The 24,814-nt window shown below is 54.1% G+C and carries 25 protein-coding genes; 22 read left to right on the top strand and 3 right to left on the bottom strand.

All coding sequences use genetic code 11. The features are described from left to right. Positions 1–350: 350 nt before the first annotated feature. The 14 genes from AC2CGI_RS22855 to AC2CGI_RS22790 all read left to right on the top strand — a co-directional run bounded on the left by AC2CGI_RS22855 (position 351) and on the right by AC2CGI_RS22790 (position 14,705). Positions 351–875, top strand: coding sequence for a fimbrial protein (locus AC2CGI_RS22855; protein WP_085058529.1), 525 nt, complete (start codon positions 351–353; stop codon positions 873–875). 84 nt (positions 876–959) lie between these two features. Next, positions 960–1,505 carry a fimbrial protein gene (locus tag AC2CGI_RS22850; RefSeq protein WP_085058919.1) on the top strand — a complete coding sequence of 182 codons (546 nt, stop codon included), beginning with the start codon at positions 960–962 and terminating at the stop codon, positions 1,503–1,505. Positions 1,506–1,559: 54 nt separating this feature from the next. Beyond that, positions 1,560–4,106 carry an outer membrane usher protein gene (locus tag AC2CGI_RS22845; RefSeq protein ID WP_085058530.1) on the top strand — a complete coding sequence of 849 codons (2,547 nt, stop codon included), beginning with the start codon at positions 1,560–1,562 and terminating at the stop codon, positions 4,104–4,106. A 7-nt stretch (positions 4,107–4,113) separates the two neighbouring features. After that, the gene (locus tag AC2CGI_RS22840) at positions 4,114–4,863 is read left to right on the top strand and encodes a fimbria/pilus periplasmic chaperone (RefSeq protein ID WP_085058531.1); all 750 of its coding nucleotides are present in this window, start codon (positions 4,114–4,116) and stop codon (positions 4,861–4,863) included. Between the two features lie 29 nt (positions 4,864–4,892). Further along, complete coding sequence (locus tag AC2CGI_RS22835) at positions 4,893–5,546, top strand: fimbrial protein (protein ID WP_085058532.1); 654 nt, start codon at positions 4,893–4,895, stop codon at positions 5,544–5,546. Positions 5,547–5,556: 10 nt separating this feature from the next. Beyond that, positions 5,557–6,057 carry a fimbrial protein gene (locus tag AC2CGI_RS22830; protein WP_085058533.1) on the top strand — a complete coding sequence of 167 codons (501 nt, stop codon included), beginning with the start codon at positions 5,557–5,559 and terminating at the stop codon, positions 6,055–6,057. Between the two features lie 14 nt (positions 6,058–6,071). Further along, positions 6,072–6,548 (top strand): fimbrial protein, encoded by a 477-nt coding sequence (locus tag AC2CGI_RS22825; RefSeq protein ID WP_085058534.1) that lies wholly within the window; start codon positions 6,072–6,074, stop codon positions 6,546–6,548. Positions 6,549–6,562: 14 nt separating this feature from the next. Beyond that, the gene (locus tag AC2CGI_RS22820; protein ID WP_085058535.1) at positions 6,563–7,087 is read left to right on the top strand and encodes a fimbrial protein; all 525 of its coding nucleotides are present in this window, start codon (positions 6,563–6,565) and stop codon (positions 7,085–7,087) included. Next, entirely contained in the window at positions 7,080–8,057 is a 978-nt protein-coding gene (locus AC2CGI_RS22815; protein WP_213929783.1) for a reverse transcriptase domain-containing protein, read from the top strand. Before AC2CGI_RS22820 ends, AC2CGI_RS22815 begins: the two co-directional genes overlap by 8 nt. Before the next feature lie 1,964 nt (positions 8,058–10,021). After that, positions 10,022–11,716, top strand: coding sequence for a PglL family O-oligosaccharyltransferase (locus AC2CGI_RS22810; protein ID WP_484593975.1), 1,695 nt, complete (start codon positions 10,022–10,024; stop codon positions 11,714–11,716). A 71-nt stretch (positions 11,717–11,787) separates the two neighbouring features. Next, positions 11,788–12,345, top strand: coding sequence for a response regulator transcription factor (locus tag AC2CGI_RS22805; protein WP_085058538.1), 558 nt, complete (start codon positions 11,788–11,790; stop codon positions 12,343–12,345). Positions 12,346–12,415: 70 nt separating this feature from the next. Further along, the gene (locus AC2CGI_RS22800) at positions 12,416–12,586 is read left to right on the top strand and encodes a hypothetical protein (RefSeq protein WP_437199274.1); all 171 of its coding nucleotides are present in this window, start codon (positions 12,416–12,418) and stop codon (positions 12,584–12,586) included. A 692-nt stretch (positions 12,587–13,278) separates the two neighbouring features. Continuing rightward, positions 13,279–14,058, top strand: coding sequence for an alpha/beta hydrolase (locus AC2CGI_RS22795; protein WP_015376760.1), 780 nt, complete (start codon positions 13,279–13,281; stop codon positions 14,056–14,058). Between the two features lie 428 nt (positions 14,059–14,486). Further along, complete coding sequence (locus AC2CGI_RS22790) at positions 14,487–14,705, top strand: TM2 domain-containing protein (RefSeq protein ID WP_015376761.1); 219 nt, start codon at positions 14,487–14,489, stop codon at positions 14,703–14,705. Between the two features lie 50 nt (positions 14,706–14,755). On the opposite strand, the gene AC2CGI_RS22785 is transcribed toward AC2CGI_RS22790, so the two are convergent. Together AC2CGI_RS22785 and AC2CGI_RS22780 are read right to left on the bottom strand one after the other, a co-directional pair. After that, positions 14,756–15,289 carry a hypothetical protein gene (locus tag AC2CGI_RS22785; protein WP_015376762.1) on the bottom strand — a complete coding sequence of 178 codons (534 nt, stop codon included), beginning with the start codon at positions 15,287–15,289 and terminating at the stop codon, positions 14,756–14,758. Between the two features lie 439 nt (positions 15,290–15,728). Next, the gene (locus AC2CGI_RS22780; protein ID WP_021505280.1) at positions 15,729–16,649 is read right to left on the bottom strand and encodes a LysR substrate-binding domain-containing protein; all 921 of its coding nucleotides are present in this window, start codon (positions 16,647–16,649) and stop codon (positions 15,729–15,731) included. A 115-nt stretch (positions 16,650–16,764) separates the two neighbouring features. Between AC2CGI_RS22780 and AC2CGI_RS22775 the strand changes: the two genes are divergently transcribed. Next, the gene (locus tag AC2CGI_RS22775) at positions 16,765–17,487 is read left to right on the top strand and encodes an isochorismatase family protein (protein WP_021505281.1); all 723 of its coding nucleotides are present in this window, start codon (positions 16,765–16,767) and stop codon (positions 17,485–17,487) included. An 87-nt stretch (positions 17,488–17,574) separates the two neighbouring features. Beyond that, on the top strand, positions 17,575–18,672 hold the full coding sequence (locus tag AC2CGI_RS22770) for a hypothetical protein (protein ID WP_076740201.1): 1,098 nt from the start codon (positions 17,575–17,577) through the stop codon (positions 18,670–18,672). A 60-nt stretch (positions 18,673–18,732) separates the two neighbouring features. Here AC2CGI_RS22770 and AC2CGI_RS22765 read toward each other — a convergent pair whose 3' ends face one another. After that, the gene (locus tag AC2CGI_RS22765) at positions 18,733–19,701 is read right to left on the bottom strand and encodes a helix-turn-helix domain-containing protein (protein WP_004930273.1); all 969 of its coding nucleotides are present in this window, start codon (positions 19,699–19,701) and stop codon (positions 18,733–18,735) included. 445 nt (positions 19,702–20,146) lie between these two features. Here AC2CGI_RS22765 and AC2CGI_RS22760 point away from each other — a divergent pair, with 445 nt between their 5' ends. The 6 genes from AC2CGI_RS22760 to AC2CGI_RS22735 all read left to right on the top strand — a co-directional run. Continuing rightward, a complete protein-coding gene (locus AC2CGI_RS22760; RefSeq protein WP_004930275.1) occupies positions 20,147–20,605 on the top strand; it encodes a helix-turn-helix domain-containing protein in 459 nt (152 codons plus the stop codon). 472 nt (positions 20,606–21,077) lie between these two features. Then, on the top strand, positions 21,078–21,701 hold the full coding sequence (gene ycaC / locus AC2CGI_RS22755; protein WP_015376766.1) for an isochorismate family cysteine hydrolase YcaC: 624 nt from the start codon (positions 21,078–21,080) through the stop codon (positions 21,699–21,701). Positions 21,702–21,866: 165 nt separating this feature from the next. Next, complete coding sequence (locus AC2CGI_RS22750) at positions 21,867–23,291, top strand: glucose/sorbosone family PQQ-dependent dehydrogenase (protein WP_015376767.1); 1,425 nt, start codon at positions 21,867–21,869, stop codon at positions 23,289–23,291. Between the two features lie 104 nt (positions 23,292–23,395). Next, the gene (gene pqqA / locus AC2CGI_RS22745; RefSeq protein WP_004930284.1) at positions 23,396–23,473 is read left to right on the top strand and encodes a pyrroloquinoline quinone precursor peptide PqqA; all 78 of its coding nucleotides are present in this window, start codon (positions 23,396–23,398) and stop codon (positions 23,471–23,473) included. Positions 23,474–23,531: 58 nt separating this feature from the next. After that, entirely contained in the window at positions 23,532–24,443 is a 912-nt protein-coding gene (pqqB, locus tag AC2CGI_RS22740) for a pyrroloquinoline quinone biosynthesis protein PqqB (RefSeq protein WP_076740172.1), read from the top strand. A 9-nt stretch (positions 24,444–24,452) separates the two neighbouring features. Beyond that, positions 24,453–24,814, top strand: a 362-nt coding sequence (locus AC2CGI_RS22735; protein WP_484593974.1) for a thiaminase II/PqqC family protein, incomplete at its 3' end; no start/stop codon positions are given.

Here is a 24,814-nt window from a genome sequence, read left to right as displayed (position 1 = left end):
TCTGCCTGATTGGAATTTTCAAGAAAAATCTTATCTTTTCTGATGCTCACGATATCGATTGAAAATTTATGTTTATTATCATGAATTAAAAATCTTCAGCATGTTGTTTTTTTAAAAAATATCAGAATTTAAAAATAATAAACAAATTATTTTTGGTGTTTTATGTCGTATAAATCAATTTATTTAGTTTATTTTGCTGTTAGGTTTGTTGGGGGGTATCATTCTCACATCGCCGAAACAGGGGGAGAACTTAGCTCTCTGTGTTGGCGAGAGTGAAAGTATAAAAAGAGTAGGGCGTTATCGCAGGGCTCTTTCCTTAATTAATTACTTGTATATATGGAATTAACACAATGAAACTGAACAAAATCATGCTGGCAGCGGTAATGACTCTGGGCACTATTTCTATGGCTAACGCAGCTAACCAGGGTGGCGGTTCTGTTACCTTTAAAGGTTCGATCATTGATGCACCCTGCTCTATCGAGCCAGGCACTCTGGATCAGACCGTGAAGCTGGGTGACATTGCTTCTGCCCAGTTGAAAAATGGCGGCAAGTCTACCCCACAGGATATTCTGATCAAACTGGTTGGTTGCGATGTGCAAACGGCTAAAACCGTGACCACCACCTTCAGCGGTACTGAGTCTGACGCTGCGCCTGGGCTGCTGGCGATGAAAGGTTCTGCACGTGGTGCCAGCATCGCTATCAACGATGTTGACGGTAAACTGCTGCCGCTGACCAAAGTCAGCAAGGCGCAAAAAATTGAAGACGGTCAGGCGACCCTGCGCTTCAGCGCTCACCTGCAGGGCGACGGCGCATCTGCCGCCATTACCCCGGGTGAATTCAACTCTGTTGCTGACTTTACCCTGGCGTACCAGTAAGTCCACGGCGATTAATTCGCACAGTTAATTGCATGCGGGGCAACCCGCATGCTGCTGATTAACGCGTTATGTGGGGGAGTAGGTATGTATTCACAGTGTGGCAAATGGATATTGCACAGTGCGGTGTTTATCAATCTGTTGCTGTGTTCTTCTTTGGCGCAATCCGCCAATCAGGGGCGTGGCGAAGTGACCGTAAACGGCCGGATTATCGCCTCGGCCTGCGCCATTGATACCGAAAGCCTCGATCAAACCATTACGATGGCAACAGTGCCCGTCAGCAAAATTATTCGCGACGGTCAGGGGGAATTGCACGAGTTTACCATTAAGTTGGTGAACTGTGCGTTGGAGAAATTTAACCCTGCGCTGGATGACTGGCGCTATTTTGCCGTGACGTTTGACGGCAGAGAGGATGCCGGATTATTTGGTATAGACGGTAATGTGAAAGGTATTGCCTTACAAATAACCGATAAGCAGGGAAATATCGCCATGCCGGGAGTACCCATGGCAAAAAATGACATTCAACCCGGCGCACTGGTGTTTAATTACGGCCTGCGGTTGGTGGGAAATAGTCAGGTAATGAAAGCCGGGAGTTATTACTCCACGGTGCGCTTTAAAATGGATTACTACTAAACCTGACTGAATACCAAAGCTGTGAATTAAATAATTTTTGATAAGGGTCTGCGGATGTCAATTATTCCGTCATATGGTTGTGCAGGGAAATTACGACCGAGAATATTGGGGCGGCTGATTGCCTTTATTTTGGCGGGAAATGCGGCTTGCGCCGTGGCTGCTGATATTGAATTCAATACCGACGTACTGGATGTGACGGATCGCGCCAATATTGACCTGGAACAGTTTTCTCGCGGCAATTTTATCATGCCCGGTGATTATTTGTTTACCGTGCATATTAATAAACAAACCCTGCCGGACCAGCCGGTGGTGTATTACCCGCCGGATGACGACGCCAAGGGCAGTGAAGCCTGCATTACGCCGCAGCTGGTTGAACAGCTGGGGCTGAAAGAGAGCGCATTACAAAAGCTAACCTGGTGGCACCAAAACCAGTGTATGAACCCTAATAGCTTAGAGGGTATGGAAGTGCGTGGCGATTTGGGTGCAGCGGCATTGTACCTGAGTATTCCACAGGCGTACCTGGAATACACCGCCGAGAACTGGGACCCGCCGTCGCGCTGGGACGAGGGTATTCCCGGTCTGCTGTTCGACTACAACCTGAATGGGCAGGCCCAGCGTCAGCAAAAACAGGGCACACAGAGTTATAACCTCAGCGGCAACGGCACGCTGGGCGGTAACCTGGGGGCCTGGCGGCTGCGGGCGGACTGGCAATCGCGGCTGGATCGCCAGAGCGGCACCGCGAAATCGACCCGTACCAGTTGGGACTGGAGCCGTTACTACGCCTATCGCGCACTGCCGAAGTTAGGCGCCCGACTGACGATGGGGGAGGACTATTTAAACTCCGACATTTTCGACAGCTTCCGCTTTGCCGGCGCCAGCCTGGTGACCGATGACAACATGCTGCCGCCCAACCTGCGCGGCTATGCGCCGGAGGTGACCGGCGTGGCGCGCACTAATGCCAAGGTGATTATTCGCCAGCAAGGGCGCGTGCTGTACGAGACCCAGGTGGCGGCGGGGCCGTTCCGTATCCAGGACATCAACGACGCGGTCAGTGGCCAGCTGGACGTGCGGGTGGAAGAGCAGGACGGCAGCGTGCAGGAGTTCAAGATGGACACCGCCAGCATCCCGTACCTGACCCGTCCTGGGTCGGTGCGTTACAAGCTGGCGGCCGGCCGGCCGGCGGACTGGGAGCACCACAGCAACGGGCCAATGTTTGGCACCGGCGAGTTCTCCTGGGGCGTGAGTAACGGCTGGTCGCTGTATGGCGGCGGCGTGGCGGGCGGCGATTACAACGCGTTGGCGCTGGGGCTGGGGCGCGACCTGATGATGTTCGGCGCGCTCTCCTTCGACGTCACCCAGTCGCGTGCCAGCCTGCCGGAAGAAGGCACGTTGCGCGGCGGCTCGTACCGGCTGAGCTACTCCAAGCGCTTTGACGACTACGACAGCCAGGTGACCTTCGCCGGCTACCGCTTCTCGGAGCGCAATTACATGTCGATGAGCGAGTACCTGGATGCACGCACATACGGCACGCGCCATAACAGCAGCAAGGAGATGTACACCATCACCTTTAACCAGCAGTTCCGGGACCTGGGGTTGAGCGCCTATCTCAACTACAACCACCAGACCTACTGGGACCGGCCGGCGAACGACCGTTACAACCTGACGCTGTCGCGTTATTTCGACCTAGGGCGTTTCCGGAACATCAGCCTGTCGCTGACCGGTTACCGCAACAAGTACAACGGCACCAACGACGACGGCATGTACCTGTCGCTGTCGCTGCCGTGGGGCCGCAACGGCTCGCTGAGCTACAGCGGCAGCTACAACCGCAACGATTCCACCCAGCAGGTGGGGTACTACGACCGGCTGAATGAGCGCGACACCTATCAGGTGAGCGCCGGCAGCGCGCGCAGCGGCGCTACCGCCCGCGGCTACTACAGCCACAGCGGCGATATCAGCCAGATGAATGCCAGCGCCAGTTATCAGGCCGGCCAATACAGTTCGTTCGGGCTGTCACTGCAGGGCGGTGCGACCGCCACCCTGAAGGGAGCGGCATTGCACCGCAGCAGTGTCAATGGCGGCACCCGCATGCTGCTGGATACCGACGGAGTGCCGGGCATTCCTGTGCGCGGCTACAGCACGCCGACCCTGAGCAATGCCTTTGGCAAGGCGGTGGTGGTGGATGTGGGCAGCTATTACCGCAACCAGTTCAGTATTGACCTGAACGCGCTGCCGGAAAACGCCGAGGTCAGCCAGAGCGTGGCGCAGGCCACGCTGACCGAAGGCGCCATCGGTTACCGCCGCTTCGAGGTGGTTGCCGGCGAGAAGGCAATGGCGGTGATACGCCTGGCGGACGGCAGTTCGCCGCCGTTCGGCGCCACGGTGCGCAACGGCAAGGGGCAAGAGGTGGGCATCGTCAACGACAACGGCGAAGTGTACCTGAGCGGCATCAATGCCGGTGAAGGGATGCACGTGAGCTGGGGCGGCGCGGAGCAGTGCGGCATTACCCTGCCGCAGACGCTCTCGCCGAGCGAATTAACCAACCTGTTACTGCCTTGCGGCCCGCTGGCCGACGGCAAGGCGTTAAACACGAGTGAAGAGTAGAGAAACAATGAAAACCAAACATGCAGTGACATTAATTGCCGGTGGCCTGGCGGGCCTACTGATCGCCCAGCAGGCGAGCGCTGCCATCGCGCTGGACCGCACCCGGGTGATTTTCAACGGCGGCGACAAGTCGGTGAGCATGAGCATCAGCAACGAGAACAAGCAGCTGCCTTACCTGGCGCAGGGCTGGATTGAAGATGCCGACGGAAAAAAAATCAGCAGCCCGCTGACGGTGCTGCCGCCGGTGCAGCGGCTGGAGCCGGGCGCTAAAAGCCAGGTGAAGGTGCAGGGGCTGCCGGCGGCCAATACGCTGCCGCAGGACCGGGAAACCCTGTTCTACTTCAACCTGCGTGAAATTCCGCCGAAGAGCAACAAGCCCAATACGCTGCAGCTGGCGCTGCAAACGCGCATCAAGCTGTTCTACCGGCCAAAGGCGATTGCGGTGACCAACCCGGAATCCGCCGCGCCGTGGCAGGAGAAGCTGACGCTGACCAAACAGGGCGATGGCTATCAGGTGAACAACCCGACGCCGTACTACGTGACACTGGTTGACGCCAGCAGCAAAAAGGGCGGTGCCAGCGCGCCGGGCTTCGAGCCGCTGATGGTGCCGCCTAAGGGCAGTGCGCCGCTGAAGGTGTCCGCCTCTGCGCTGGGGAGTGCGCCGGTGCTGACCTATGTCAACGACTACGGCGGCCGCCCGCAATTGACGTTTAGCTGTAACGGCGCGAGCTGCCAGGCAGTGGCGGGCAGTAAATAAGGTTCACGGAACTCACAGGTGGGGAAGCGATGCGAACAAGAACCCGGCGATGGAACGGTGGTTATCACCACCATGAATGGCTGTATGCCCTGGTGATTACGCTGGCGGCGCTGATGGTGCCGCTGTGCCTGACGGTGATGCTGTGGTTGTTGCCGCCGGCACAGGCGGCGGACAACTGGCAGGTGGACGGTGCTCACGGCGTGCTGCATGTGCGTGGTGAGCTGACCGAAAGCGCCTGCCGGCTGGAGATGGACTCCGCGTACCAGGCGGTCTCGCTGGGGAATACCGCCACGGCGCAGCTGGCACAGGCTGGTGACCGCGGCGTGCCGGTGAATGTGCAACTGCACCTGCGCGACTGCCTGCGCACCGCGTCGAACAACCGGGATACGCGTACCGGCAACCTGGTGTGGAGCGCGCAGCAGCCGGCGGTGTCGGTCAGTTTTATCACCCCGGCGGATGCTGACAACCCGGCACTGGTGAAGGTGCGCGGCGCCGCCGGACTGGCGCTGCGCATCACCGACGCGCACGGTCACGACGTCCGCCTTGGCAGCCGCGGTGCGCCGCTGGCGCTGGCGGTAGGGCAACAGGCGCTGAACTATACCGTGACGCCGGAGCGTACCCGTGCGCCGCTGGTGCCCGGCGCCTATGCGGCGGTGGTGGATTTTCAGCTCAGCTATGACTAGGGGAAGCAGCATGACGGCAACGTTCAGACGGTACTGGCCCGGTTGCGGTCTGGTGATGTGGGTATTGATGTTCGGCCCGCAGGCACAGGCGGCCAGCACGACCATCAAAGTGACGGTGACCATTGTCGCGCCACCGCCCTGTGTGATTAACAACAACAACCTGATTGAAGTGAATTTCGGCAACGACGTTATGACCACCCGCATCGACGGCAGCTACAAGAAGCAGCCGGTGGTGTACTCGGTGGAGTGTAAAAATGCGCCGAACAACGCGATGAAAATGCAAATCCAGGGCACCGGTGCCGGCTTTGACGGCGAGGTGCTGCAAACCAACAAGGACGGATTGGGGGTGGCGCTGCTGCGCAACGGCAGCCGGCAGCCCATCAACAGTTGGATTAACTTTACCTACCCGACGAAGCCGACGTTGGAAGCGGTGCCGGTGAAACAGGCCGGGGCGACCCTGCGCGGCGGTGAGTTTTCTGCCGGGGCGACCATGAAGGTGGAATACCAGTGAAAGGAGGGGAGGCAATGGCGCGCTATGGCTGCATTTTGCTGCTGATGGCCCTCGGCGGCCCGGCGACGGCGGCGGACAACATGCGGTTCTCCGGCGTTCTTATCGAACCGCCGCCATGTACCATCAACGACGGTGGTGAGGTGGATGTCGACTTCGGCAACCGCGTAGGGGTCAGTAAGGTGGACGGCGCTAACTACCAGCAACCGGTGAACTACCGGATAAGCTGCACCCCGGGAGCCGGGACCTGGAACATGACGCTGGCAGTGGTCGGTACGGCGGCGGATTACGATACGGCGGCCGTGGCGAGCAACATGGATGACCTGGCGGTGCGCCTGCTGCAAAACGGCAAGCGGTTCATCCTCAATCAGCCGATACCCATCAACCCGAACGCGAAACCGGTGCTTGAGGCGGTGCCGGTGAAACGGCCGGGTGCCACGCTGAAAGAAGGGGCGTTTGAGGCGACGGCGACGCTGCTGGCGGTGTACCAATGAGGCGGAGAACGGGCATGGTGAACAGGATGGTCTGCTGCGCCGCGGCGTTGCTGCTGTGCAGTATGCCGGCCGGCGCGGCAGAGAATATGCGGTTGCATGGGGCGCTGGTCGCGGAGCCCTGCGTGATACCACCGGGGGACGAGACGGTGGTGCTGGATTTTGACACGGTGATTGACAAGTACCTGTACCTGAACACCCGCACCCCCGGGCAGACATTTGAGCTGCGCCTGGCGCAGTGCGACCTGAGCCTGGGCAAGACGGTGAGGGTGACGTTCAGCGGTGCGGAAAGTGCGGGGCTGCCGGGACTGCTGGCGCTGAACGGTGCCAGCCAGGCCAGCGGCATCGCCATCGGGATGGAAACCCCGCAGGGCGAGCTGTTGCCGGTGAACCAGCAAGGTAAGGCGCAGACGCTGGTGAGCGGCGCCAACACCCTGACGGCGCGGGCCTATGTGCAGGGTGAGCCGGAGGCGCTGAAGCACAAAACCATCGAGCGCGGGCCGTTCAGCGCGGTGGCGACCTTTAGCCTGGAGTATGAATAACCGCACTGAGGCATGGCAGGCCGCGTATCGCTGGCTGTGCCAACGCCGCCGCCATGCGCCGCCCAATGCCGACATTTGGCATCTGCGCTTTCACTGGGCGCAGCAAGAGAAGCAACTCTGGCAGCAACTGCAAAACGGACGTTACCGTCTGGCACCGATGCAGGCGTATCGACGTGGTGGCCGCAGTTGGGTGCAGTGGTGTGCGCAGGATGCGCTGATATTGAAGTGGGCCGCGCTGCTGGCGGAACCGTTGTTGCCAAAACCGGCTCGTTGCCTGCATTTGCGCGGGCATGGCGGTAGCGCGGCGTCGGTGGCGGAAGTACGGGAAGCTCTGGCCGGCGGAGAATATGCCTTTGTCTACCGAACGGACATTCGCGGCTATTACCGGCACATTCGTAAGTACCAGGTCATCAATCAGCTGAAATGGCAGGTGGCCGACCCGGTGCTGTTCGATGTGATGCAGCAGTACGTGCATTACAGCGTCGAAGACGGCGGTGAGTTTTATACCCCGCCAAACGGCATCTGCCGGGGCTGCGCGCTGAGTCCGCTGATTGGCGGCAGCTTGTTGCACCACGTAGACAGTTTTTTTAACGCTCAGGAGGGCGTGTGGTATGCGCGCTATATGGATGACTTTTTGTTGTTTACCCGCACCCGTTGGCAATTGCGGCGTAGCGTTAAGCGGCTGCATGAATTTTTTGACCTGGGCGGCTTTGAAACTCACCCGGACAAGACCCGACTGGGCAGGATTGCGCAGGGTTTTGACTGGTTGGGGGTATGGTTTACCCCTGCGGGGGCCGCCATAGCGCCCAGAGCGCTGGAAAACCACCGTGCACGACGCGCGCGGCTTTACGAGCAGGCTCGCCGACAGGGGCTGTCATCGACAGAGACTGAATTGCGGGTGCGAACGTACGAAGCACGGTGGACATTATGGGCACGAAGGATGCTGGGGAATAATTTCGATTGTCTGTGACATGCGGATTTATTAATCCTATCCGGTACTCACTACAGTATGGGTCCTTCTGCCTGATGTTCTAATACTTTTTCTAGGGGGCACACAATGCGTCGCATCGTGTTACCAAGTGTATTGACTACCCTTTTATTTTCCGGCCTTATCCCTAATATATCCAAAGCCGTGCAAATTCCTGTGGTCACCGAATACCGAGTGACCAATTGCCGGCCGAACGATTCGGGCCCTTGCGGGCGATCTGACTTCGTTGGCTCTGCTGCCCTCATAGACATAGGGGTGCCATTAAATCAACGGGATAGTTCGTGGTCCGTGGGTCGTTTTTATGGCATACATTGCAAGTCTGGCAACAAACGTTATGGGTTCAAAGATTGCTCCTGGGAACCGGAGTCCCACGGGCCGGCCCATTCGTGTGCCTTTGTAACTAAATTTGCTCGTGACTGGGAGCTCCAACCGGGGTGCAAGGTGCCGCCGCCATCATGGTCGTGGAATGGCCACAACGGGGCCGATACGGGAGGTGAATGTGCTGTGTTCGGCGCTGATAGTGCAAAGGGTCCAATCTACAACCCGCTTAGTACCCCTTGGGGGAAATTGGATCCGACCCAAGTTGCTAACAGCGGTTCTGCTCACTGTGTCAAGGCCGATGACCCTGTCATCCCGTGCATGCTCGGCCAGATCGCCGAAATGGATCACGGCGAACAGTTGGGATCTGGCAGTCATACAGTGACCGCAGATGTACCCGTGGATTGTGGGTCTAAACCCGTGATTGACATTGTGAACGGGCCTGAACTTGTGCTGGGTGCTGGGGTTAGCACACAGATCAGTGCTGTCATGGTATCGCAAGGTGTTCTCCGTGTAGAATCGCGGTTAACTACCGCCCTTGCTACACCTGGATCATATAGCGGGTCGAAAATATTAGTAATATCGCCCAATTGAATGACGATCATGTTCAGCTTCTCTTTTTGGCATTGCCGATTGATGACCCAGGTCCGGCCGACGCGTCATCAGAGTACAGCTGCTCACTCACCGGGTTCTGTCCCCCCCGTTAACTCGGCCGGCGGACCTCTCATATTCACGGGTGGTTCGTCCATGTGCTCGGCGCGAATACCTGCCATGGCCGTCGCAAACTCGATGGGCGTCCGACCTCCAGGCGCGCCAACATTACATTGTGACTTGGGTCGATGCTTCATACACGGTTAAGACCGCCGGTCTACCCCCATGTATTAGGCTGTCCGGGCTGCCTCAAATTGCCTGGAGTTGATTTATAACGGTGCGGATCTCGGTGTCTCGAACACGGTATGGAATGCGAAAACCGACGCAAGGCGATTGTCTAAGAAAGCCTCTGACGGGCTTGTCAAATACCAAACATATCTAAAGAAACTGGAGGAATAAGAGTGGGTCCATGATAGGGACGGGGGGCCATGCGGGTGGAGTGGGGGAGTGAATATAGGCTGAGGGGAAAAAACTGTCGATACATTGCAGGCTGCCGTGGTCTGATGATCGTGTATGTTCGGTACGCCAATGCGCCGGGTCGAATTGGTTTTGGCGTTCTCTAATCGGGTCCGATGCCGACCATGACGCCGCCTTACCGTGAGTTACAGCGGATTGGAATCAGGGTGCTCTGTGGACAGCGAAAGAGGGCGTCGTGACGTTCTTCTCTACGGCAGGCGGGGTCATGGTGTGGCGAGATATACTGCTCTGGATGTAGGGTGACAGCGATTATTTTCGTTTTAATGTTCAGGAAGTGCAAATCGCTTTCGAAACGCTAGTCGAATTTTGGGAAAAATAAAAAACGGCAATCGGCAGACCGTTCCTAGCACGACGGATGTATTAAAGATGGTCGCGGCTGATAAGATCATCGTACTGTACGCTAATTATCGTACAGGTTTTATGTTTGACCGATATTTCATAGTCTAAATGACGCCATTGATAACGCCATTTAGGCATTTTCTAAAATTTCCAGGTTTCTTATGATATTCGATCGTATTTTTTTCTTATTTACATCTTTGCTTTTTATTCCGTTGATTATGTATATCCCCAACCCCGGTGGTTCCGGGCTGGCGCTGCCGTTTAATCTGTTGTTCTATGGTAGCGCAGCTTTATTATTGTGCGTTTGCTGGCGGGTAACACCGTTGTGCCGCGCGGTGATAACGCCGACCTGCCGCGCAATAATAACCGCCTGTTGGCTGTTGCTGTTGCCGGTGATATTTACCCGGCCGGAATGGCAAAGCGCCGGCCTATGGCGGCTGGCTGGCTTATTTGCCGGAATAGCGTTCTATTTCACCTGGCTGCAGGTGCGCATGATCGCACGCCAGCGCCATGCGGTGCTGTATTTGATTCTGGCTGCAGCGGCGGTGCAGGCGTTGGTAGTGTTGTTGCAACTGTTTGCACCGCAGCTTGCCCTATGGTGGGTGCCCGCAAACGGTGGGCGCGATCTTGGCATTTTTCAGCAGCCCAACGTTACCGCCAGTCTTATCGCGACCGGGTTCGCGCTGGCGTTGGCTGCGTTTGTGCTGCCGGGCTTCCATCTCTCAACGCTGAGCGGGGAACGCTGGCGCCGCCGTGCGCTGGCAGCAGCGCTGGTACTATTTCCGATGGTGTTGGTGTGGTTGCAATCCCGCACCGGTTGGCTGGCTGGCGTTTTAGTGTCAGGCGCAGTTCTATTGTGCTTTTGCCGCCGTTATCCGCGGGCTGTAACGATTGCTTCAGTACTGGTTGTGGGCGGTGTCACTGCCGCGGTCATGGTGATGTGGTTGGGTAGCGATATGCGCTACGCCAGCCACGCCGGCTCCAATCAGGCGCGCTACGCGATGCTGAGTTCTACGTTGGCGATGATTGCCGAGAAACCGGTGCTTGGCTGGGGGTACGGCGGCTTCGAATACAGCTTTCAGCACTTTCGCCTTGCGCAAGGTTTATCTACTCACGGCGTGGGGATTGCCCGACATCCGCATAACGAGCTGTTGCTGTGGTGGGTTGAGGGCGGGATTGTCGCTCTGCTGGGCATGTTGTTGCTGGTGTGGGCGGGGCTGAAATTGGTTGCGCGCGCCCACTGGCGCGACAAACGGGCTTTCTCCTGCGGCAAAACCACTGCCGGAGAAGCGTTGGGGCTGCTTATCGCTCTGTTGCCGATAGTGTTGCACTGCCAGACGGAATACCCTTTCTACCTATCTGCGCTTCATTGGCTGGTATTTTTGATGCTGCTGGCGATGCTCGATCGTCTGGTCAGCCCACGTTTAGGCAAAGGTGGAACGCTGAAACGATGGAAGTACCCAATGCTGTTGATGTCACTGGCGGGCCTGGCCGTTGCTGCTGCGGGATTGTACTGCGGCCAGATACTCACCCAGGCGGAGCGTACTGGGTTGCAGGAGATGCGCCACGTAGATGCGATGCCGGCGTGGGTAAGCTGGACACAGGCAGAAAGAGTGCAGTTTGACCGGCAACTGGCCACGTTGATGACCTTCAATTTTTCACAGGAAGAGCAGTTATTAGAGAGCTATGCGCAGTGGGCTCAAGCGTATTTGAATCGCCGTATAGACAAGAACGTTTATGCGAACCTGCTGGTTATCTTGTACCAGCAGCAACAATACGTGCGTGCCGACGAATTGAGACGCGAGGCGGCGCTATTATTTCCCTTTGACAGGCGTTTTGAGCGGCGTGGTTTCTAACCGGTGGGGAGGTTAATAAATATCATTCCACATTTCAGCATTATACTTTACTGATTAGCGTATTAATCGATATGAAAAAGATCATTTTGATCAGTCAATGTCAATTTATGTATCTGGCATTAAAGACTGTTTTTGAAAATAAGACAGGCTACACAATGGAGTATCGCTGTTCTGGTTATAAAATTGATAAAGAATGTGCCAATACAACGATTTTGATCCATGTAACCGATGAAAACTATTCCGAGTTGTTGGTGTTAATGAGAAGTCGGCAGTTCTTTTGGTTAAGAAAGGCTATTTTCATTACGCAGAAGCGCCTGGCGGCACTCATGAATTATTTATCTATGAAAACACTGAGATTTATTGATGAGAGCGCAAGCGTTGAGGCATTTGAACGAGAAATTGTCGAGGGGGGCGGGTCGGAGTCTGATGCAGCAAAAGGTGATCTGTTATCGCAAGCTGAATATACCGTGTTGCGGTTCGCCGCATCAGGAATGAGTTTAACGGCAATCGCTTTTAGAACCCGAAAAAGTATCAAAACAATCAGCAGTCAAAAGATCAGTGGTTTGAGGAAACTGGGGTTAGAGAATACGCCTCACTCACTGCTTAATCTGTTTAATTTATTTTACTAAAAATTTAATTATGAGCGATTGCTGCATGGGCGGCATCTCGCATCATTTTGATATGAGAGAGGTTACTATTATGTTAAGACATCAATGGGTGGCGCAAAAAGCGCGTGAAATGGCATTGCATTATGTTGTTCATGCCGGAGTGGTGTATTCACCGGACGTGTTTATAAAAAAAGTGCGCGAAATGGAGGGGGTGTTTAGCCGTATTATACTTGCGGAACAGGAGGGTAAACATAATTCTTAACGTGGGGGCGGGAGCGCTTCTCATTGGTGGATGCGTGCGGCGTTCGTCGGCAGTATTTTTCAGCGTTCAAAATCGATGTTGGAGCGCTTATAGCGTTGGGTAAAAATCATAACGGTATTTGTTACCAAACCTGCTCGGATCTGGGGTGTTAACTCTAAGGTGAACAGCGATGTGCAGTGATAGGATAGCTGATGACGTGTTAATTCATTGAAATTAAAGTACAAGTTAAGGGTTGTGAACAGGGGGTACAGTTTTCCCGGCAATCTTTTTTGCGACGATGCCTGGCTCGCTGCGCCGTTTGCAATCTAAAAGGTGGGTTCACCCTGTGTTTGCTGTGTATATCTATAGGTATAGAGGTTGTATGTGTATCTTTAAATTCATTTAAAATCATAGTTATAATGTTTTATTGTTGTTCCTATTATCGCACCATTTCAAGTCTCGCAATGCCTTCCTTGTAAAAATACGCAGCACTGGCGTCTGCAACGTTTGCGGTTGATATTTCTGCTTATCGCTACGTGGCAATGCGCTGCAAGGTATAATACAAACGCGTTTGTTTAATCATTCACACAACCAGCAAGCGTCGTAAGCAGAATAATACGTTGCTACGGTTGAACCTCACCGTCTTTTTTTATCTGGAAAAAGACATTGTCGCCAATGTTAAACCACTGGCTTATTTATAAAGTGAGGTTGTTATGTGTGGATGTTTGATTTCAAGAACGAAGGACTTTAACTTTAATGGTCAACGTTATAGAGTTTTTATTGCTCATGACAAGCAAGCGCATGGCGATTTAAAAGCGCTTTACTTTCTCGATGCCAATACTCAATTCTCCAAGCTGACCGACCAGCATCGGCGCAGAAGTAACGATAATATTCTTTATGTCGGCATCGGCTATCAGGATGGGGTGGATATACTAAAAGCAAGAACCCGCGACTATACGGTTCCCTCTGATGATAAGGAGTTTATTGACGGTGGCGGAGCGCCGGCATTTTATCAGTTTATCACCACATGCGTTAAGCCCTGGATTGAGTCACACTACTCAATCAATACAGACAAACAAACGCTGGCAGGTCATTCACATGGCGGGCATTTTGTACTTTATACGCTGTTGAACCATCCTGACGCGTTTCAAAATTATCTGGCGGCCAGTCCATCGATCTGGTGGGGGAATGGGGCGTTGCTTCCTGATGGCAAGTTAACAATCGCTGAAAGCGTTAATAAAATAACCTTGATGATCGGCGAGTATGAAGAAAAGGTTCATCCGCAAAGTAATGAAACTGAAAGAGAGCGGGTGACCAGAATTAATACAACACCCAAGTTGCGAGTCAGGCATCTGGCAAAAAAACTGATCGAAGATGAGCAACGCTGTGATTTTATCTTCTGCTCAGGGCGTCGTCATCCGGGTGTCATCAAGGATTATGCACTGATGGCGAATGCGATCGCGGCGCATAATACTCAACGCGATGGGCTTTAGCGTCGTGATATAATCATTTTTTGAACACTTGCAAGTGAGCTGCTTTTAGCCGTCTGCAGGCATTCACCAGGGAAACTAAAAATTAGAACGGTATGCCAATATCAGGCAATGAAAATTTGTTTTAACCTTATCTCTTACAATGACTGCTGCGGGATAATGTTCGTTCATCTATTATGCTTACGAGATCCTGCGAGCGTGCGTGTTTTTTGAGCCGAAACCGAGTATCTGCAACCTCACTTCCCATGCTTCCCTCTGCTTATCCTTTCGCCGGTTAAACAACCGTTTAATTAATCACTGTTATAATTACCCCTGTTGAGCCTTGATGGGTGAATGTTTTCCTCCTCAAGCAGTGCGATGCGGCGCTCTGTGGAGCGGCATCCGTTTTTGGATATGCCGGTGGTTCGGTGAGAAGTTAGGAGAAGTGCACTATGAGCAGAAAAGACAAGCTCGCGGCGGCCCTGCTGGCCATCTTCCTGGGCGGATTGGGCATTCACAAGTTTTACCTGGGCATGAAGTGGTGGGGGCTGTTCTACCTGCTGTTCTGCTGGACGGGGATCCCGGCGATTGTCGGCTTTATCGAAGGTATTATTTATCTGTTCCAATCGGAAGAGAAATTCAACCAGAAATACAATCCTGGTCTGATTTAATGCTTTTCTGACGGCGCCTCCTGTTAAGGGAAGCGCCGTTTTTCATTCCGTTACTGTTTCTTCATCATCATCTTGCCGCGCATCTCTTTGCTCATCATTTTATTCGAGCTGGAGATGACGCAGTTATATTGCTTGCCTTGGTTAATGACCATAAAGGTGCTGACCGGATCTTTAAAATTCTTGTCGATGGTGAAATAAATATACGCCTGCGGCAGCGCCGCCGGTTTAAAGGCGCCGAAGGCATACACATCCGCCAGGCCCAGCGCGGAGAGATCGACCGTCAGCTCCATCGGTTTCATGGAATCCGGCGATGGGAACATCGATTTGGCCGACATCATCATGGTGCTGCTGTTGATGGTGTAATCGGTTTTAACCTTCATGCCCATATATTTCGATTCCGGCATGGAGAGTTCTTTTTTGCAGGCGGCGTCGTGCTGCGGTGCCGGGCTGCCGTTTTCCATCACGGCGTGCACATGTTCCAGCGTCACTTCCGCGTTGCCGGTGGTAGGTTGCGCATCGGCCGCGTAAGCCGCGCCGCTGAAGGCTGCCACAGAGGTAAAGATAATGCCCGTAACGATTTTCATTGTCGGTCTCCGGAATGCTAATAATGATATTAATTGCGGTGTGTAGCCTATTGGCTTGATAAAACGCAAAGTGACCCGTTCCATGGAGATAAAGCCTCCTCGGAATATTGTTGATAAAATATTTCACCGCCCGCTAAAAAACGGACTTTTTAATTGCTGTCAGTGTCTTTGTCCAACTGCATATAAATAGTCTGTCTAAACATAGTCAATGTTTGGAATATGCACAAATTATTGCAGTTTTTTTTCTTTGTTTGTGCCTTTTGCTTTTAGGTTGAGAGAAATATCCCATGCGATACAGTGTGTTGTGTTTTTAACGTGAGATTTTACATGAGGCGTTATTTATGTGAGTGGTATGGTCACATAAACGATGCGATAAGTGATTATATATTGCCAGGCTTATTATTGAAGTTATTAAAGAATAACGCGGCGAGAGCCGCGTTTATCGATCGTTCAATAACGGCGGTATTTCCTGGTAAAAAAAGTCGATCAGCGCTTTTACCGCTGGTGGCACTCCGCGGCGCGAGGGATAAAGCAGCACCAGCTCGCCGTTTTGCGGATGCCACCCGCGCAGCACCTCTTGCAAATCGCCACGCGCAAGCGCCTGGCGGCAGGCGTAATAGGGAATGCCGCAGATCCCTTGCCCATCAAGGGCGGCGCGCAGGATCACCTGCAAATTATCGCTGCTTAAGCGGGGTGAGAAGGGCACGGTGACCACGGCGTTTTGCGGCCCGTAGAGCCGCCAGCTCGGTGCCCCCTGTTGTGGCGGGTAAAGCAAACAGGGCATATCGCTCAGCTGTTGTGGTGTTGACGGCGCGCCGTGTCGCGCCAGCCATGCCGGGCTGGCGGCCAACAGCCATTTGGCGGTGCCGAGTCGCCGCTGGATAAGCCCTGCGGCCTCGTTGGCGATGCCAAGCCCGCGGACAGTGAAGTCCAATCCTTCCTCCAACAGATCTATCCGCCGGGCGGTGACGTGCGTTTCTACGTTCACTTTGGGAAAGCGCGCCATAAATGCCGGCAGGAGCGGAGCGATCACTTCGTCCGCCAACAGCGGCGACGCGCTGAAGCGCACGGTGCCGTTCGGTTCCGCCAGCGTGCGCAGCGCCGTCTGCTGCGCCTGATGCGCTTGCTGCATCATGGCGACGCAGTGCAGATAGACCTCGCGGCCCACCTCGGTGAGCTGAATACGCCGCGAGGTTCTTTGCAGCAACCGCAGGTTGAGTTGACGTTCCAACTGCGCCACCTGGCGGCTCAGGCGAGAGGTCGGGATGCCCAGCGCTGTGCCGGCAGCGGTAAAACCTTTGTGCTCAACCACCTGAGTGAAAAAATACATGGCGTTGAGATCGAGTGGAAACACCTTCATCACACACTCCATCATGATCATTTTTGCAATGATAGCTTCTATTATCGCCTATTTAACCCTGATCGATGCGGTTTTATCCTGCAGGCACACCATTGTTGAAACGAGGATAAACATCATGAAAAACCTTTACCGCACTTTGGCTCTGGCCATCGCCATGGCCGGGGCGGCGCAACCGGCCTTCGCGGCGCCGGCAGCGCCACAGCCGCATACTCAGGCACAGCCGGCGTCCGGCCCCTTGCAGCTGTTGGATCGCCACAACTCGGTGCTGCTGTTGGTTGACCATCAGATCGGTCTGATCACCGGCGTGCGCGACATGGAGAGCGCAACGCTGAAACATAACGTCGTGGCGCTCGCCAAGGCGGCCCAGGTGATGGGCATTCCGGTGATCGTGACCTCGACCGGCGCCAACGGTCCTTTCGGGCCGATCATTCCGGAGCTTAAGGCTGCGTTGCCGGGGGTGAACATTATCGATCGCCACAGCGTCAACGCCTGGGACGACGCGAACGTGCGCAAAGCGGTTGAGGCCACCGGCCGCAAAAAGATCGTGATCGCCGGCGTATCGCTGGAAGTGTGCGCCGGCTTCCCGGCGATCACGGCCAAAGCGGCAGGATACGACACCTATGTGGTGATCGACGCTTCCGGCACGTTCAATCAGTCCAAGCATGAGGCGGGCATGGCGCGGCTGGTACAGGCCGGGGTGATACCGACGGATTACGGCACGGTGGGCGTGGAATGGTTGGGAGATAACGGCGATGCCAAAGCCGGCGAGCTGTACGGCGCGCTGGATATGCCGGCCACGACGCTGGTGAATCAGCTGTTCCAGACCAAAGGCAAATAGAGCCTGGAGTGATAGCGATATTTTTTTCAATCCTTCCAACCGCCTGCGCTAGAATCAGGCGGTTTTCTCTTGGAAAAGGATATCGCCATGGCCGCCTGGGCCCTTTTGATCGTCGGTTGGGTGTTGATTTGGCAGGATCAGCCGATTGTCGGCGTGCTGTGCATCGCGCTGTTTGCCGTGCTGCAATGGGCGAAGTACGCCGCTAAAGGCGCGCAAGACCCCGAAGAGGCGGCAGAGTGGCGCAAGACCGACTGGCGTTCGCAGCCGATTGAAATGGCGCACGCCGGTGACTGTGACCGGCAGATTGGCGGCGTGGGGGAACTGGGCATGGGCGGCCCCAGCTTTTGGACGCTGCTGCTGCGCGACGGGGCGATGGTGCATGGCGCCTGTGCCGAGCCGCAGGACGTGGACGGCGGCAGGTTGCGCCTGATCCCGACCCGCAGCCGCGAGGGAGAGGGGCTGACGGTGTACGAGCCTGCCGCCCGGGTGATGTACGCGCTGCCCGCGCTGACCGATCGTGAGCAGGGAGCCTTAGCCGCCGGTTCCGCCGAGGCGCTGGCGCGGCTGCGGGCGAAGTGTCGGCAGGTGGAGGCCACGCCGTTGCGGCAGGTGCGCGGTCTGTGGGTGCCGCAGTGGATAGAGGAACCGGCGGATCGTCTGGAGATCACCTTGCCCAGCGGCCGCGCGCTGGCGGCGCGTTTGATGTTGCCGCCCGATCTGCGCTATGCAGACGATCCCGCCGCGCTGCTGCACGCACCGCCTTATGCGTTGTGGCTGGATAACCGGCCGACCGATCGCTTCGTGTGCGATCTCGAACGCGTGGCGGAATCCCCGGCGGGTGATGCCTTCTGCGTCGGCGGTTGCCAGTTCCGCGGCGAGCATATCGTGGATGGCCTGTACCACCTCTATTTCGCCGGCGAGTGGTTCTGCCTGCTCTCTTATGCGCACAAACCTGCAGGTGGGCGTGGTTCAGACACCACCTTTTTCGTTGAACGAGTTGAACCGCAAGACGGCGGCGTGTTCGTGATTGAATGGGATGCCTACAGCGTGGGGCCCGACGGGCGTGAGCCGCGCGTGCCGGCCCCGCCGGTCTTGGTTATCGCGGTGAGCTGGCAGGAAGCGCCGCTGCAGCTGCCCACGGCCAATAACCGCGTGACCGTGCGCCTGCCCAACGCTACGGCGTAATGCAACATGGTGAGCTCGCCGGCCTGCAAGGCGCGCGTTAATGCTCACATTTTGATTCGCTTAAGGGCGTTTCTTCCTGATCTTGCCGGGAGACTCGCCAAAATAGGTTTTACACACGCGATTGAAGTGTGAAACATCGACAAAGCCTGCCCGTTTGGCGATATCTGCGATGGAGAGTTCGTCAAATTCTTCGGTATTGAGCATACGTAATGCGGAGTTGGCGCGGTAGTTGATTAACGCCTGGCCGAAACTGGTGCCTTGATTGGCCATCACGCGGTGTAATGTTCTGGTTGAAATGCCGACCTCTCGCGCGATATCCGTTGCGGTCAGAACTAAATTCATGTGTCTTTGATGCAGACTTTCCACGATTTTCTGATAATTTCTATCGCGGCTAAATTTGCGGGACAAGGCATCTTCGCTAACCAAATCGTGATAGAGCAGCGAGAGCAGCATGCCGATTTGATCCAATATCATTGGCGGTTGAAAGTCGATTGTGCTCAGATAAGGCGGAGAAATCTGTTCCAGATAGGCGGCTAATACTTTCCCCCAGCCTGAAAGCTCGCTCAGGTTTTGTTCGATCATTTTTTCGGGATTGGCGACCCAGGTGTTGAGCCATTCAGCAGGCAATGCCAGCGTGCGATTAAGGAAACCCTCCGGCAAAAGTGAAATATATTCCTTGCGCGTATCGAGCAAGATTGCGCTGCCCGCAGGCACGGTGATCTCTTGGCCGTATCGATTGATAAATCGCCATGTGGCGCCGGCATACACGAGGTGGTATTCGTCGCTGGCGCTACGTAGAATATTCTTTCTGTCGCGCTGTGAGCGTTTGGCTGAACCATTAATGTCAGTAATGGAGAATTGCCCGGCCTTGAGCGTTGACAGATGGCACCAGAAGCGGGAGTGATCGTCGATGGTGGTTGTAACGCTGATCAGGCTTTGTTTCAGCAGGCGATCAAATTCACTCAGCCGCTCTTCTGCAAGCATGCCGGCAGTTGACCAGTTAAATAAGGAGGACTTGTCCTTTCGCATTGCACCGCTCTCCATTTTACGTTGTCCGTTAACGTTTATTTTTCTCACATTGCCTAAAAAATGACTGCATGACTGGGAATGTTCCTATTGTCTTTTATTAAAGTTGCAGCCCTTTTCCTCTGTGCCGTAAGTCATCATCCTATAATGATAAGAGATAGGTTCCGTCTTAAGATGTAAATATCATAAATTATAGTTGATTGCATCGCTTGAACGGGGATTTATCAGATGATGTTTCTGATGTCATTAAATTCTCTTATGTAATACAAAGGGGATTGTTTTAAGGGGCTTAAGTAAACCGCCGTGATGATAATTATTTCAACCGGAATTTGCTTTGGATGCCACTCAATTGGCTGTGAGTGACAGGTTGCGGGGTAATTTGACAGCACATTCTTTTTCTGCCATTGGTTATTTGTGCAATGAAGTTAATTAAATGAGGAGGGAGAAGATGTCTGACGAATTTAACGGAAAGATCAGCGAGCGCGTCGTTCGAGAAATTATTATTTGGATTGATAATAACTTAGGTGGGGATTTGAGTATTGATGCCATATCCAGAAAGTCAGGTTATTCTAAATGGCATCTGCAGCGAGTGTTTAAAATGCGAGCCGGTATCAATCTGGGCGGTTATGTCAGGGAGAGAAGGGCGCTCTTTGCGTACTATGCTTTGACGGAAACAGATATACCAATAATTGATATTGCTTTTATGTTAGGCTTCAATAGTCAACAGGCATTTAGCCGAGTGATTGATAAAACATTCACGCTTTCACCCGGTGTTATTCGTCGGCTAAGCAGAAACGGCACGGTTTCTTTTCCGGCATTGATTAATAACAGCTACTGTTCAACGACCTCCATGAATCCCGCCATGCGGGTCTCTGTCATGGAGGGAATGCGTAAATTATTAATATAGTTAAATTCTAATTTTAATTGGCGTCTGGTGATTGCCCCTTTTGCTTTTGATGCCTTGTCACTTTGAGCAAAAAAAATGGCACGTTTAACCCTATTAAAAAGGACGCTCTCCATTAGACTGAAAACAGTGGAATGCACATGGCGATCATGGAAAGGTAAAAATTTGATTTTTAAATACTTTTTCAATTTTTACCGGGTTTTAAGAGCTGATAGCCCCCCTGGTTATATAAGAAAGCGTTGATTTTTTTTTAGATTTTTTCACAAGACAAGCCAACTTTGTTTCAGGGGGGGAGGTAAATGATTGATGGAGTGGCTTATTTAATCAGCCTTTTGTTAATATTCCGATTTTGTGCCTTCAATTTGCTTCTCTGCTGAAAGAGACTAAAATTTATTCTATGCTTTGTCATCTTTCAGCTGGTCTTGGCGCTGTAGTTCTATACCCGGTCCGTTCGGTCCATTTAAAGGAGTGAGATATGTCAAAGAAATATGTTCGCCTTGATAAAAATGATGCCGCTGTGCTATTGGTCGACCATCAAACGGGGTTGCTTTCTCTCGTTCGTGATATCGATCCCGATAAATTTAAAAATAATGTCCTGGCTGTGGCTAATTTAGCAAAGTATTTCAAGCTGCCTACGGTGTTAACAACCAGTTTTGAAGTTGGCCCGAACGGCCCGTTAGTGCCGGAGCTAAAAGAGATCCATCCTGATGCTCCGTTTATTCCTCGCCCTGGGAATATCAACGCTTGGGATAATGAAGATTTTGTTAAAGCCGTTAAAGCTACCGGTAAAAAGCAATTGATTATCGCCGGGGTCGTTACGGAGGTTTGCGTCGCATTCCCTGCGCTGTCGGCGCTGGAAGAAGGCTTTGATGTATTCGTCGTGACTGATGCATCAGGCACCTTCAATGAACTTACGCGTGACTCCGCATGGGACAGAATGTCTCAGGCTGGCGCGCAGTTAATGACCTGGTTTGGCGTTGCCTGTGAATTGCACCGTGATTGGCGTAATGATATTGAAGGATTGGGCGCGCTGTTCTCAGCACATATCCCAGATTACAGAAATCTGATTACCAGCTTTAATAAAATGAGCGAGAAGTAATCTTCTAACGCTCTTTTTTGCATATATTTGGCATGATGCATGTGTTGCGTTGCATCATGCTAGTGTTTTTTCCCTTATCGCAGAGCTCTGTGATTGAGCTTAAATCGACAGGCCTTTTTTCTTTATATTCATCTATAAAAGTTTCTGGGCATAGGATGGGAAATTATGAATAACAAATTCAGTGTGATGTTCAACGCGATTGCCATATCTCTGATGACCTGCGGTATGGCCTATGCGGCGGATGCTTCTCACTCGCCGAAAGGGGAACAATCGGTTGTTCAAACGGCAGAACCTTTCAAGGCCCATGTTTTGATTAATGGGCTTGATGCGCCCTGGGACATGATTTGGGGGCCAGATGGCGACCTCTGGGTAACGGAGCGCAAGGCTGCGTCAATCGTTCGTATCAACCCGCAAACGGGTGAAAAGCAGGTGGCGATCAAGATTGACGGCGTGCATGTCGGGCCGCAGCATGAAGGGGTATTGGGGCTGGCGCTGTCCCCGAACTTCATGAAGCCGGGAGGGGATAACTATGTCTACGCCTCCTATACCTATATGAATGGCAATGACGAGCACGCAAAAATCGTCCGTTTCGAGTACGACGAGAAAACCAAAAAACTGGGGAATGAGAAAGAAATTCTGGCGGGTTTCCCGGCAGGCAACGATCATAACGGCGGGCGCCTGCGTTTTGGGCCTGATGGCAAGTTGTATTACACGATCGGCGAGCAGGGCCACAACCAGGGTGCCAATTTCTGCAAGAAAATTGACGCTCAGCGAATCCCGACCGAAGCCGAGCTGGCTAAAAAAGATTATTCTTCTTACGCCGGTAAAGTCATTCGCTTAAATGTCGACGGCACTGTTCCAAGTGATAATCCGGTGATTCACGGGATAAAAAGCCATCTTTTCACCTACGGTCACCGTAATCCGCAAGGTCTCGTTTTCGTCGGCAATACGCTGTACGCCACAGAACAAGGGCCTTCATCCGACGATGAGTTGAATATCCTCGAAGCCGGCGGCAACTATGGCTGGCCTCATGTCGCAGGCTATCGCGACGATCAAGCATATGTTTACGCGAACTACTCCGAGGCTAAAAATTGCCCGTCTCTGCAATGGGATCCGAACCATATCCCGGCGGGCGTACCGATCCAGAAAGAGACCGAATGGAGCGCACCTGATTTCAAAGCGCCGTTGAAAACCTTCTTTACCGTAAGAGAAGGGTTTACTTATAACAACGCCAGTTGTCAGGGCGATTCATCCTATATGTGTTGGCCGACAATCGCGCCTTCCAGCATTGCGTATTATCCTGAGAATGGCGTGATAAAAGCTTGGCGCAACTCGGTTATTATCACTTCCATGAAAATGGGGGCATTGTACCGAGTGCCGTTAAATGCGGATAAGAAGGATGTGCAGGGGGATGTGATTAAATATTTCCACACCGCGAATCGTTACCGTACGGTGTTGGTGAGCCCTGATACGCGGAAAATCTATGTAGCGACAGATAATTTTGGCAACGTTATGGATGAAACCAACCATCCTACGCACGATCACAGCAACCCCGGTTCGATTCTGGTCTTTGAATATACCGGGCAGTAGTCGTGAATAAGGGAGATATCTGATGATATCTCCCTGAATTGAGCCGGAATAGAACGGATTTTTTGGCTTAGCTGCCGTTACTTTACATAAAGAGGGTAAACATCATGCTGTTATGGCAAAAACCTGAGTTTGTTGACCTGCGTCTGGGGCTGGAAGTGACGCTGTACATTTCCAACCGTTAATCGCCCGTCTGCCCGCCTTTCGCGCGGGCATTTCTTTCCCTCTTTTTCTGGTTCAGACATGCAGATAAAAGTTCTCGGCTCGGCAGCGGGCGGCGGCTTTCCCCAGTGGAATTGCAACTGCGACAACTGCCGGGGCGTTCGCAGCCACAGCATCAACGCCACGCGCCGCACGCAGTCTTCCATCGCCGTCAGCGACGACGGTAAAAACTGGGTGCTGTGCAACGTTTCACCGGACATTTGCCATCAGCTGCTGGCCTCGCCCGAATTGAACAATCCCGACGTGCTGCGCGGCACCGGCATCGGCGCGATCGTGCTGACCGACAGCCAGATCGATCACAGCGCGGGCTTGCTCAATCTGCGTGAGGGCTGCCCGCACCACGTCTGGTGCACCCCTGAAGTGCATGACGATCTCAGCACCGGTTTCCCGGTGTTTCCCATGCTCTCCCACTGGAACGGCGGGTTGATTCACCACCCGGTAACGCCCGGCGAACCTTTTCACACGGCGGTCTGCCCGAACGTACGCTTTACCGCCATTCCATTGCTCAGCAACGCGCCGCCCTATTCGCCGTACCGCGATCGCCCGCTGCCGGGCCACAATGTGGCGCTGTTCATCGAAGATATCGCGCGCGGAGCCGGTCTGCTGTACGCGCCGGGCCTGGGTGAGCCGGACGAGGCCTTGATGCCCTGGCTGCGCCGCGCCGACTGCCTGCTGATCGACGGCACGCTGTGGCGCGACAATGAGCTGGCCAACGCCGGCGTGGGGCGCAACACCGGCAAGGACATGGGGCACCTGGCGCTGGCGGAAGAGCACGGGCTGGCGGCCCTGCTCAGCGCCTTGCCCGCCAAACGCAAAATCCTGATCCACATTAACAATACCAACCCGATCCTCAATGAAGACTCGGCAGAGCGGCAAAGTCTGACCGCCGCCGGCATCGAAGTGAGCTGGGACGGCATGAACATCGAACTGTAGGGAATCGCCATGACGCAACCACGCCCCCTGACGCCGCAGGCATTTGAAGCGGCGCTGCGCGCCAAAGGCGCTTATTACCACATTCACCACCCGTACCACATCGCGATGCACAACGGCGAAGCGACCCGCGAGCAGATCCAGGGCTGGGTGGCCAACCGTTTCTACTATCAGACCAGCATTCCGATCAAGGATGCGGCGATCATGGCCAACTGCCCGCAGCCGGACACCCGCCGTAAATGGGTGCAGCGCATCCTGGATCATGACGGTTACGGCGGCAGCGAAGGCGGCATCGAAGCCTGGCTGCGCCTCGGCGAGGCCGTCGGCCTGCAGCGCGACGCCCTGCTTTCTGAACAGCTGGTGCTGCCCGGCGT

Source organism: Serratia sp. LSHTC3 (assembly GCF_057197125.1).
The sequence above is the reverse complement of the archived record's forward strand: the minus strand, read 5'-3'. Positions and strand labels throughout refer to the sequence as shown.

What these genes read in the sequence shown, in the direction of transcription:
- pqqA (WP_004930284.1), top strand. Translation starts at nt 23,396, where the DNA reads ATGCTGTTATGGCAAAAACCTGAGTTTGTTGACCTGCGTCTGGGGCTG.
- AC2CGI_RS22835 (WP_085058532.1), top strand. Translation starts at nt 4,893, where the DNA reads ATGCGAACAAGAACCCGGCGATGGAACGGTGGTTATCACCACCATGAA.
- AC2CGI_RS22810 (WP_484593975.1), top strand. Translation starts at nt 10,022, where the DNA reads ATGATATTCGATCGTATTTTTTTCTTATTTACATCTTTGCTTTTTATT.
- AC2CGI_RS22760 (WP_004930275.1), top strand. Translation starts at nt 20,147, where the DNA reads ATGTCTGACGAATTTAACGGAAAGATCAGCGAGCGCGTCGTTCGAGAA.
- AC2CGI_RS22785 (WP_015376762.1), bottom strand. Translation starts at nt 15,289, where the DNA reads ATGAAAATCGTTACGGGCATTATCTTTACCTCTGTGGCAGCCTTCAGC.
- AC2CGI_RS22825 (WP_085058534.1), top strand. Translation starts at nt 6,072, where the DNA reads ATGGCGCGCTATGGCTGCATTTTGCTGCTGATGGCCCTCGGCGGCCCG.
- AC2CGI_RS22795 (WP_015376760.1), top strand. Translation starts at nt 13,279, where the DNA reads ATGTGTGGATGTTTGATTTCAAGAACGAAGGACTTTAACTTTAATGGT.
- AC2CGI_RS22775 (WP_021505281.1), top strand. Translation starts at nt 16,765, where the DNA reads ATGAAAAACCTTTACCGCACTTTGGCTCTGGCCATCGCCATGGCCGGG.
- AC2CGI_RS22770 (WP_076740201.1), top strand. Translation starts at nt 17,575, where the DNA reads ATGGCCGCCTGGGCCCTTTTGATCGTCGGTTGGGTGTTGATTTGGCAG.
- AC2CGI_RS22790 (WP_015376761.1), top strand. Translation starts at nt 14,487, where the DNA reads ATGAGCAGAAAAGACAAGCTCGCGGCGGCCCTGCTGGCCATCTTCCTG.
- AC2CGI_RS22840 (WP_085058531.1), top strand. Translation starts at nt 4,114, where the DNA reads ATGAAAACCAAACATGCAGTGACATTAATTGCCGGTGGCCTGGCGGGC.
- pqqB (WP_076740172.1), top strand. Translation starts at nt 23,532, where the DNA reads ATGCAGATAAAAGTTCTCGGCTCGGCAGCGGGCGGCGGCTTTCCCCAG.
- AC2CGI_RS22800 (WP_437199274.1), top strand. Translation starts at nt 12,416, where the DNA reads ATGTTAAGACATCAATGGGTGGCGCAAAAAGCGCGTGAAATGGCATTG.
- AC2CGI_RS22830 (WP_085058533.1), top strand. Translation starts at nt 5,557, where the DNA reads ATGACGGCAACGTTCAGACGGTACTGGCCCGGTTGCGGTCTGGTGATG.
- AC2CGI_RS22805 (WP_085058538.1), top strand. Translation starts at nt 11,788, where the DNA reads ATGAAAAAGATCATTTTGATCAGTCAATGTCAATTTATGTATCTGGCA.
- AC2CGI_RS22750 (WP_015376767.1), top strand. Translation starts at nt 21,867, where the DNA reads ATGAATAACAAATTCAGTGTGATGTTCAACGCGATTGCCATATCTCTG.
- AC2CGI_RS22780 (WP_021505280.1), bottom strand. Translation starts at nt 16,649, where the DNA reads ATGAAGGTGTTTCCACTCGATCTCAACGCCATGTATTTTTTCACTCAG.
- AC2CGI_RS22850 (WP_085058919.1), top strand. Translation starts at nt 960, where the DNA reads ATGTATTCACAGTGTGGCAAATGGATATTGCACAGTGCGGTGTTTATC.
- AC2CGI_RS22845 (WP_085058530.1), top strand. Translation starts at nt 1,560, where the DNA reads ATGTCAATTATTCCGTCATATGGTTGTGCAGGGAAATTACGACCGAGA.
- AC2CGI_RS22855 (WP_085058529.1), top strand. Translation starts at nt 351, where the DNA reads ATGAAACTGAACAAAATCATGCTGGCAGCGGTAATGACTCTGGGCACT.
- AC2CGI_RS22820 (WP_085058535.1), top strand. Translation starts at nt 6,563, where the DNA reads ATGGTGAACAGGATGGTCTGCTGCGCCGCGGCGTTGCTGCTGTGCAGT.
- AC2CGI_RS22815 (WP_213929783.1), top strand. Translation starts at nt 7,080, where the DNA reads ATGAATAACCGCACTGAGGCATGGCAGGCCGCGTATCGCTGGCTGTGC.
- AC2CGI_RS22765 (WP_004930273.1), bottom strand. Translation starts at nt 19,701, where the DNA reads ATGCGAAAGGACAAGTCCTCCTTATTTAACTGGTCAACTGCCGGCATG.
- ycaC (WP_015376766.1), top strand. Translation starts at nt 21,078, where the DNA reads ATGTCAAAGAAATATGTTCGCCTTGATAAAAATGATGCCGCTGTGCTA.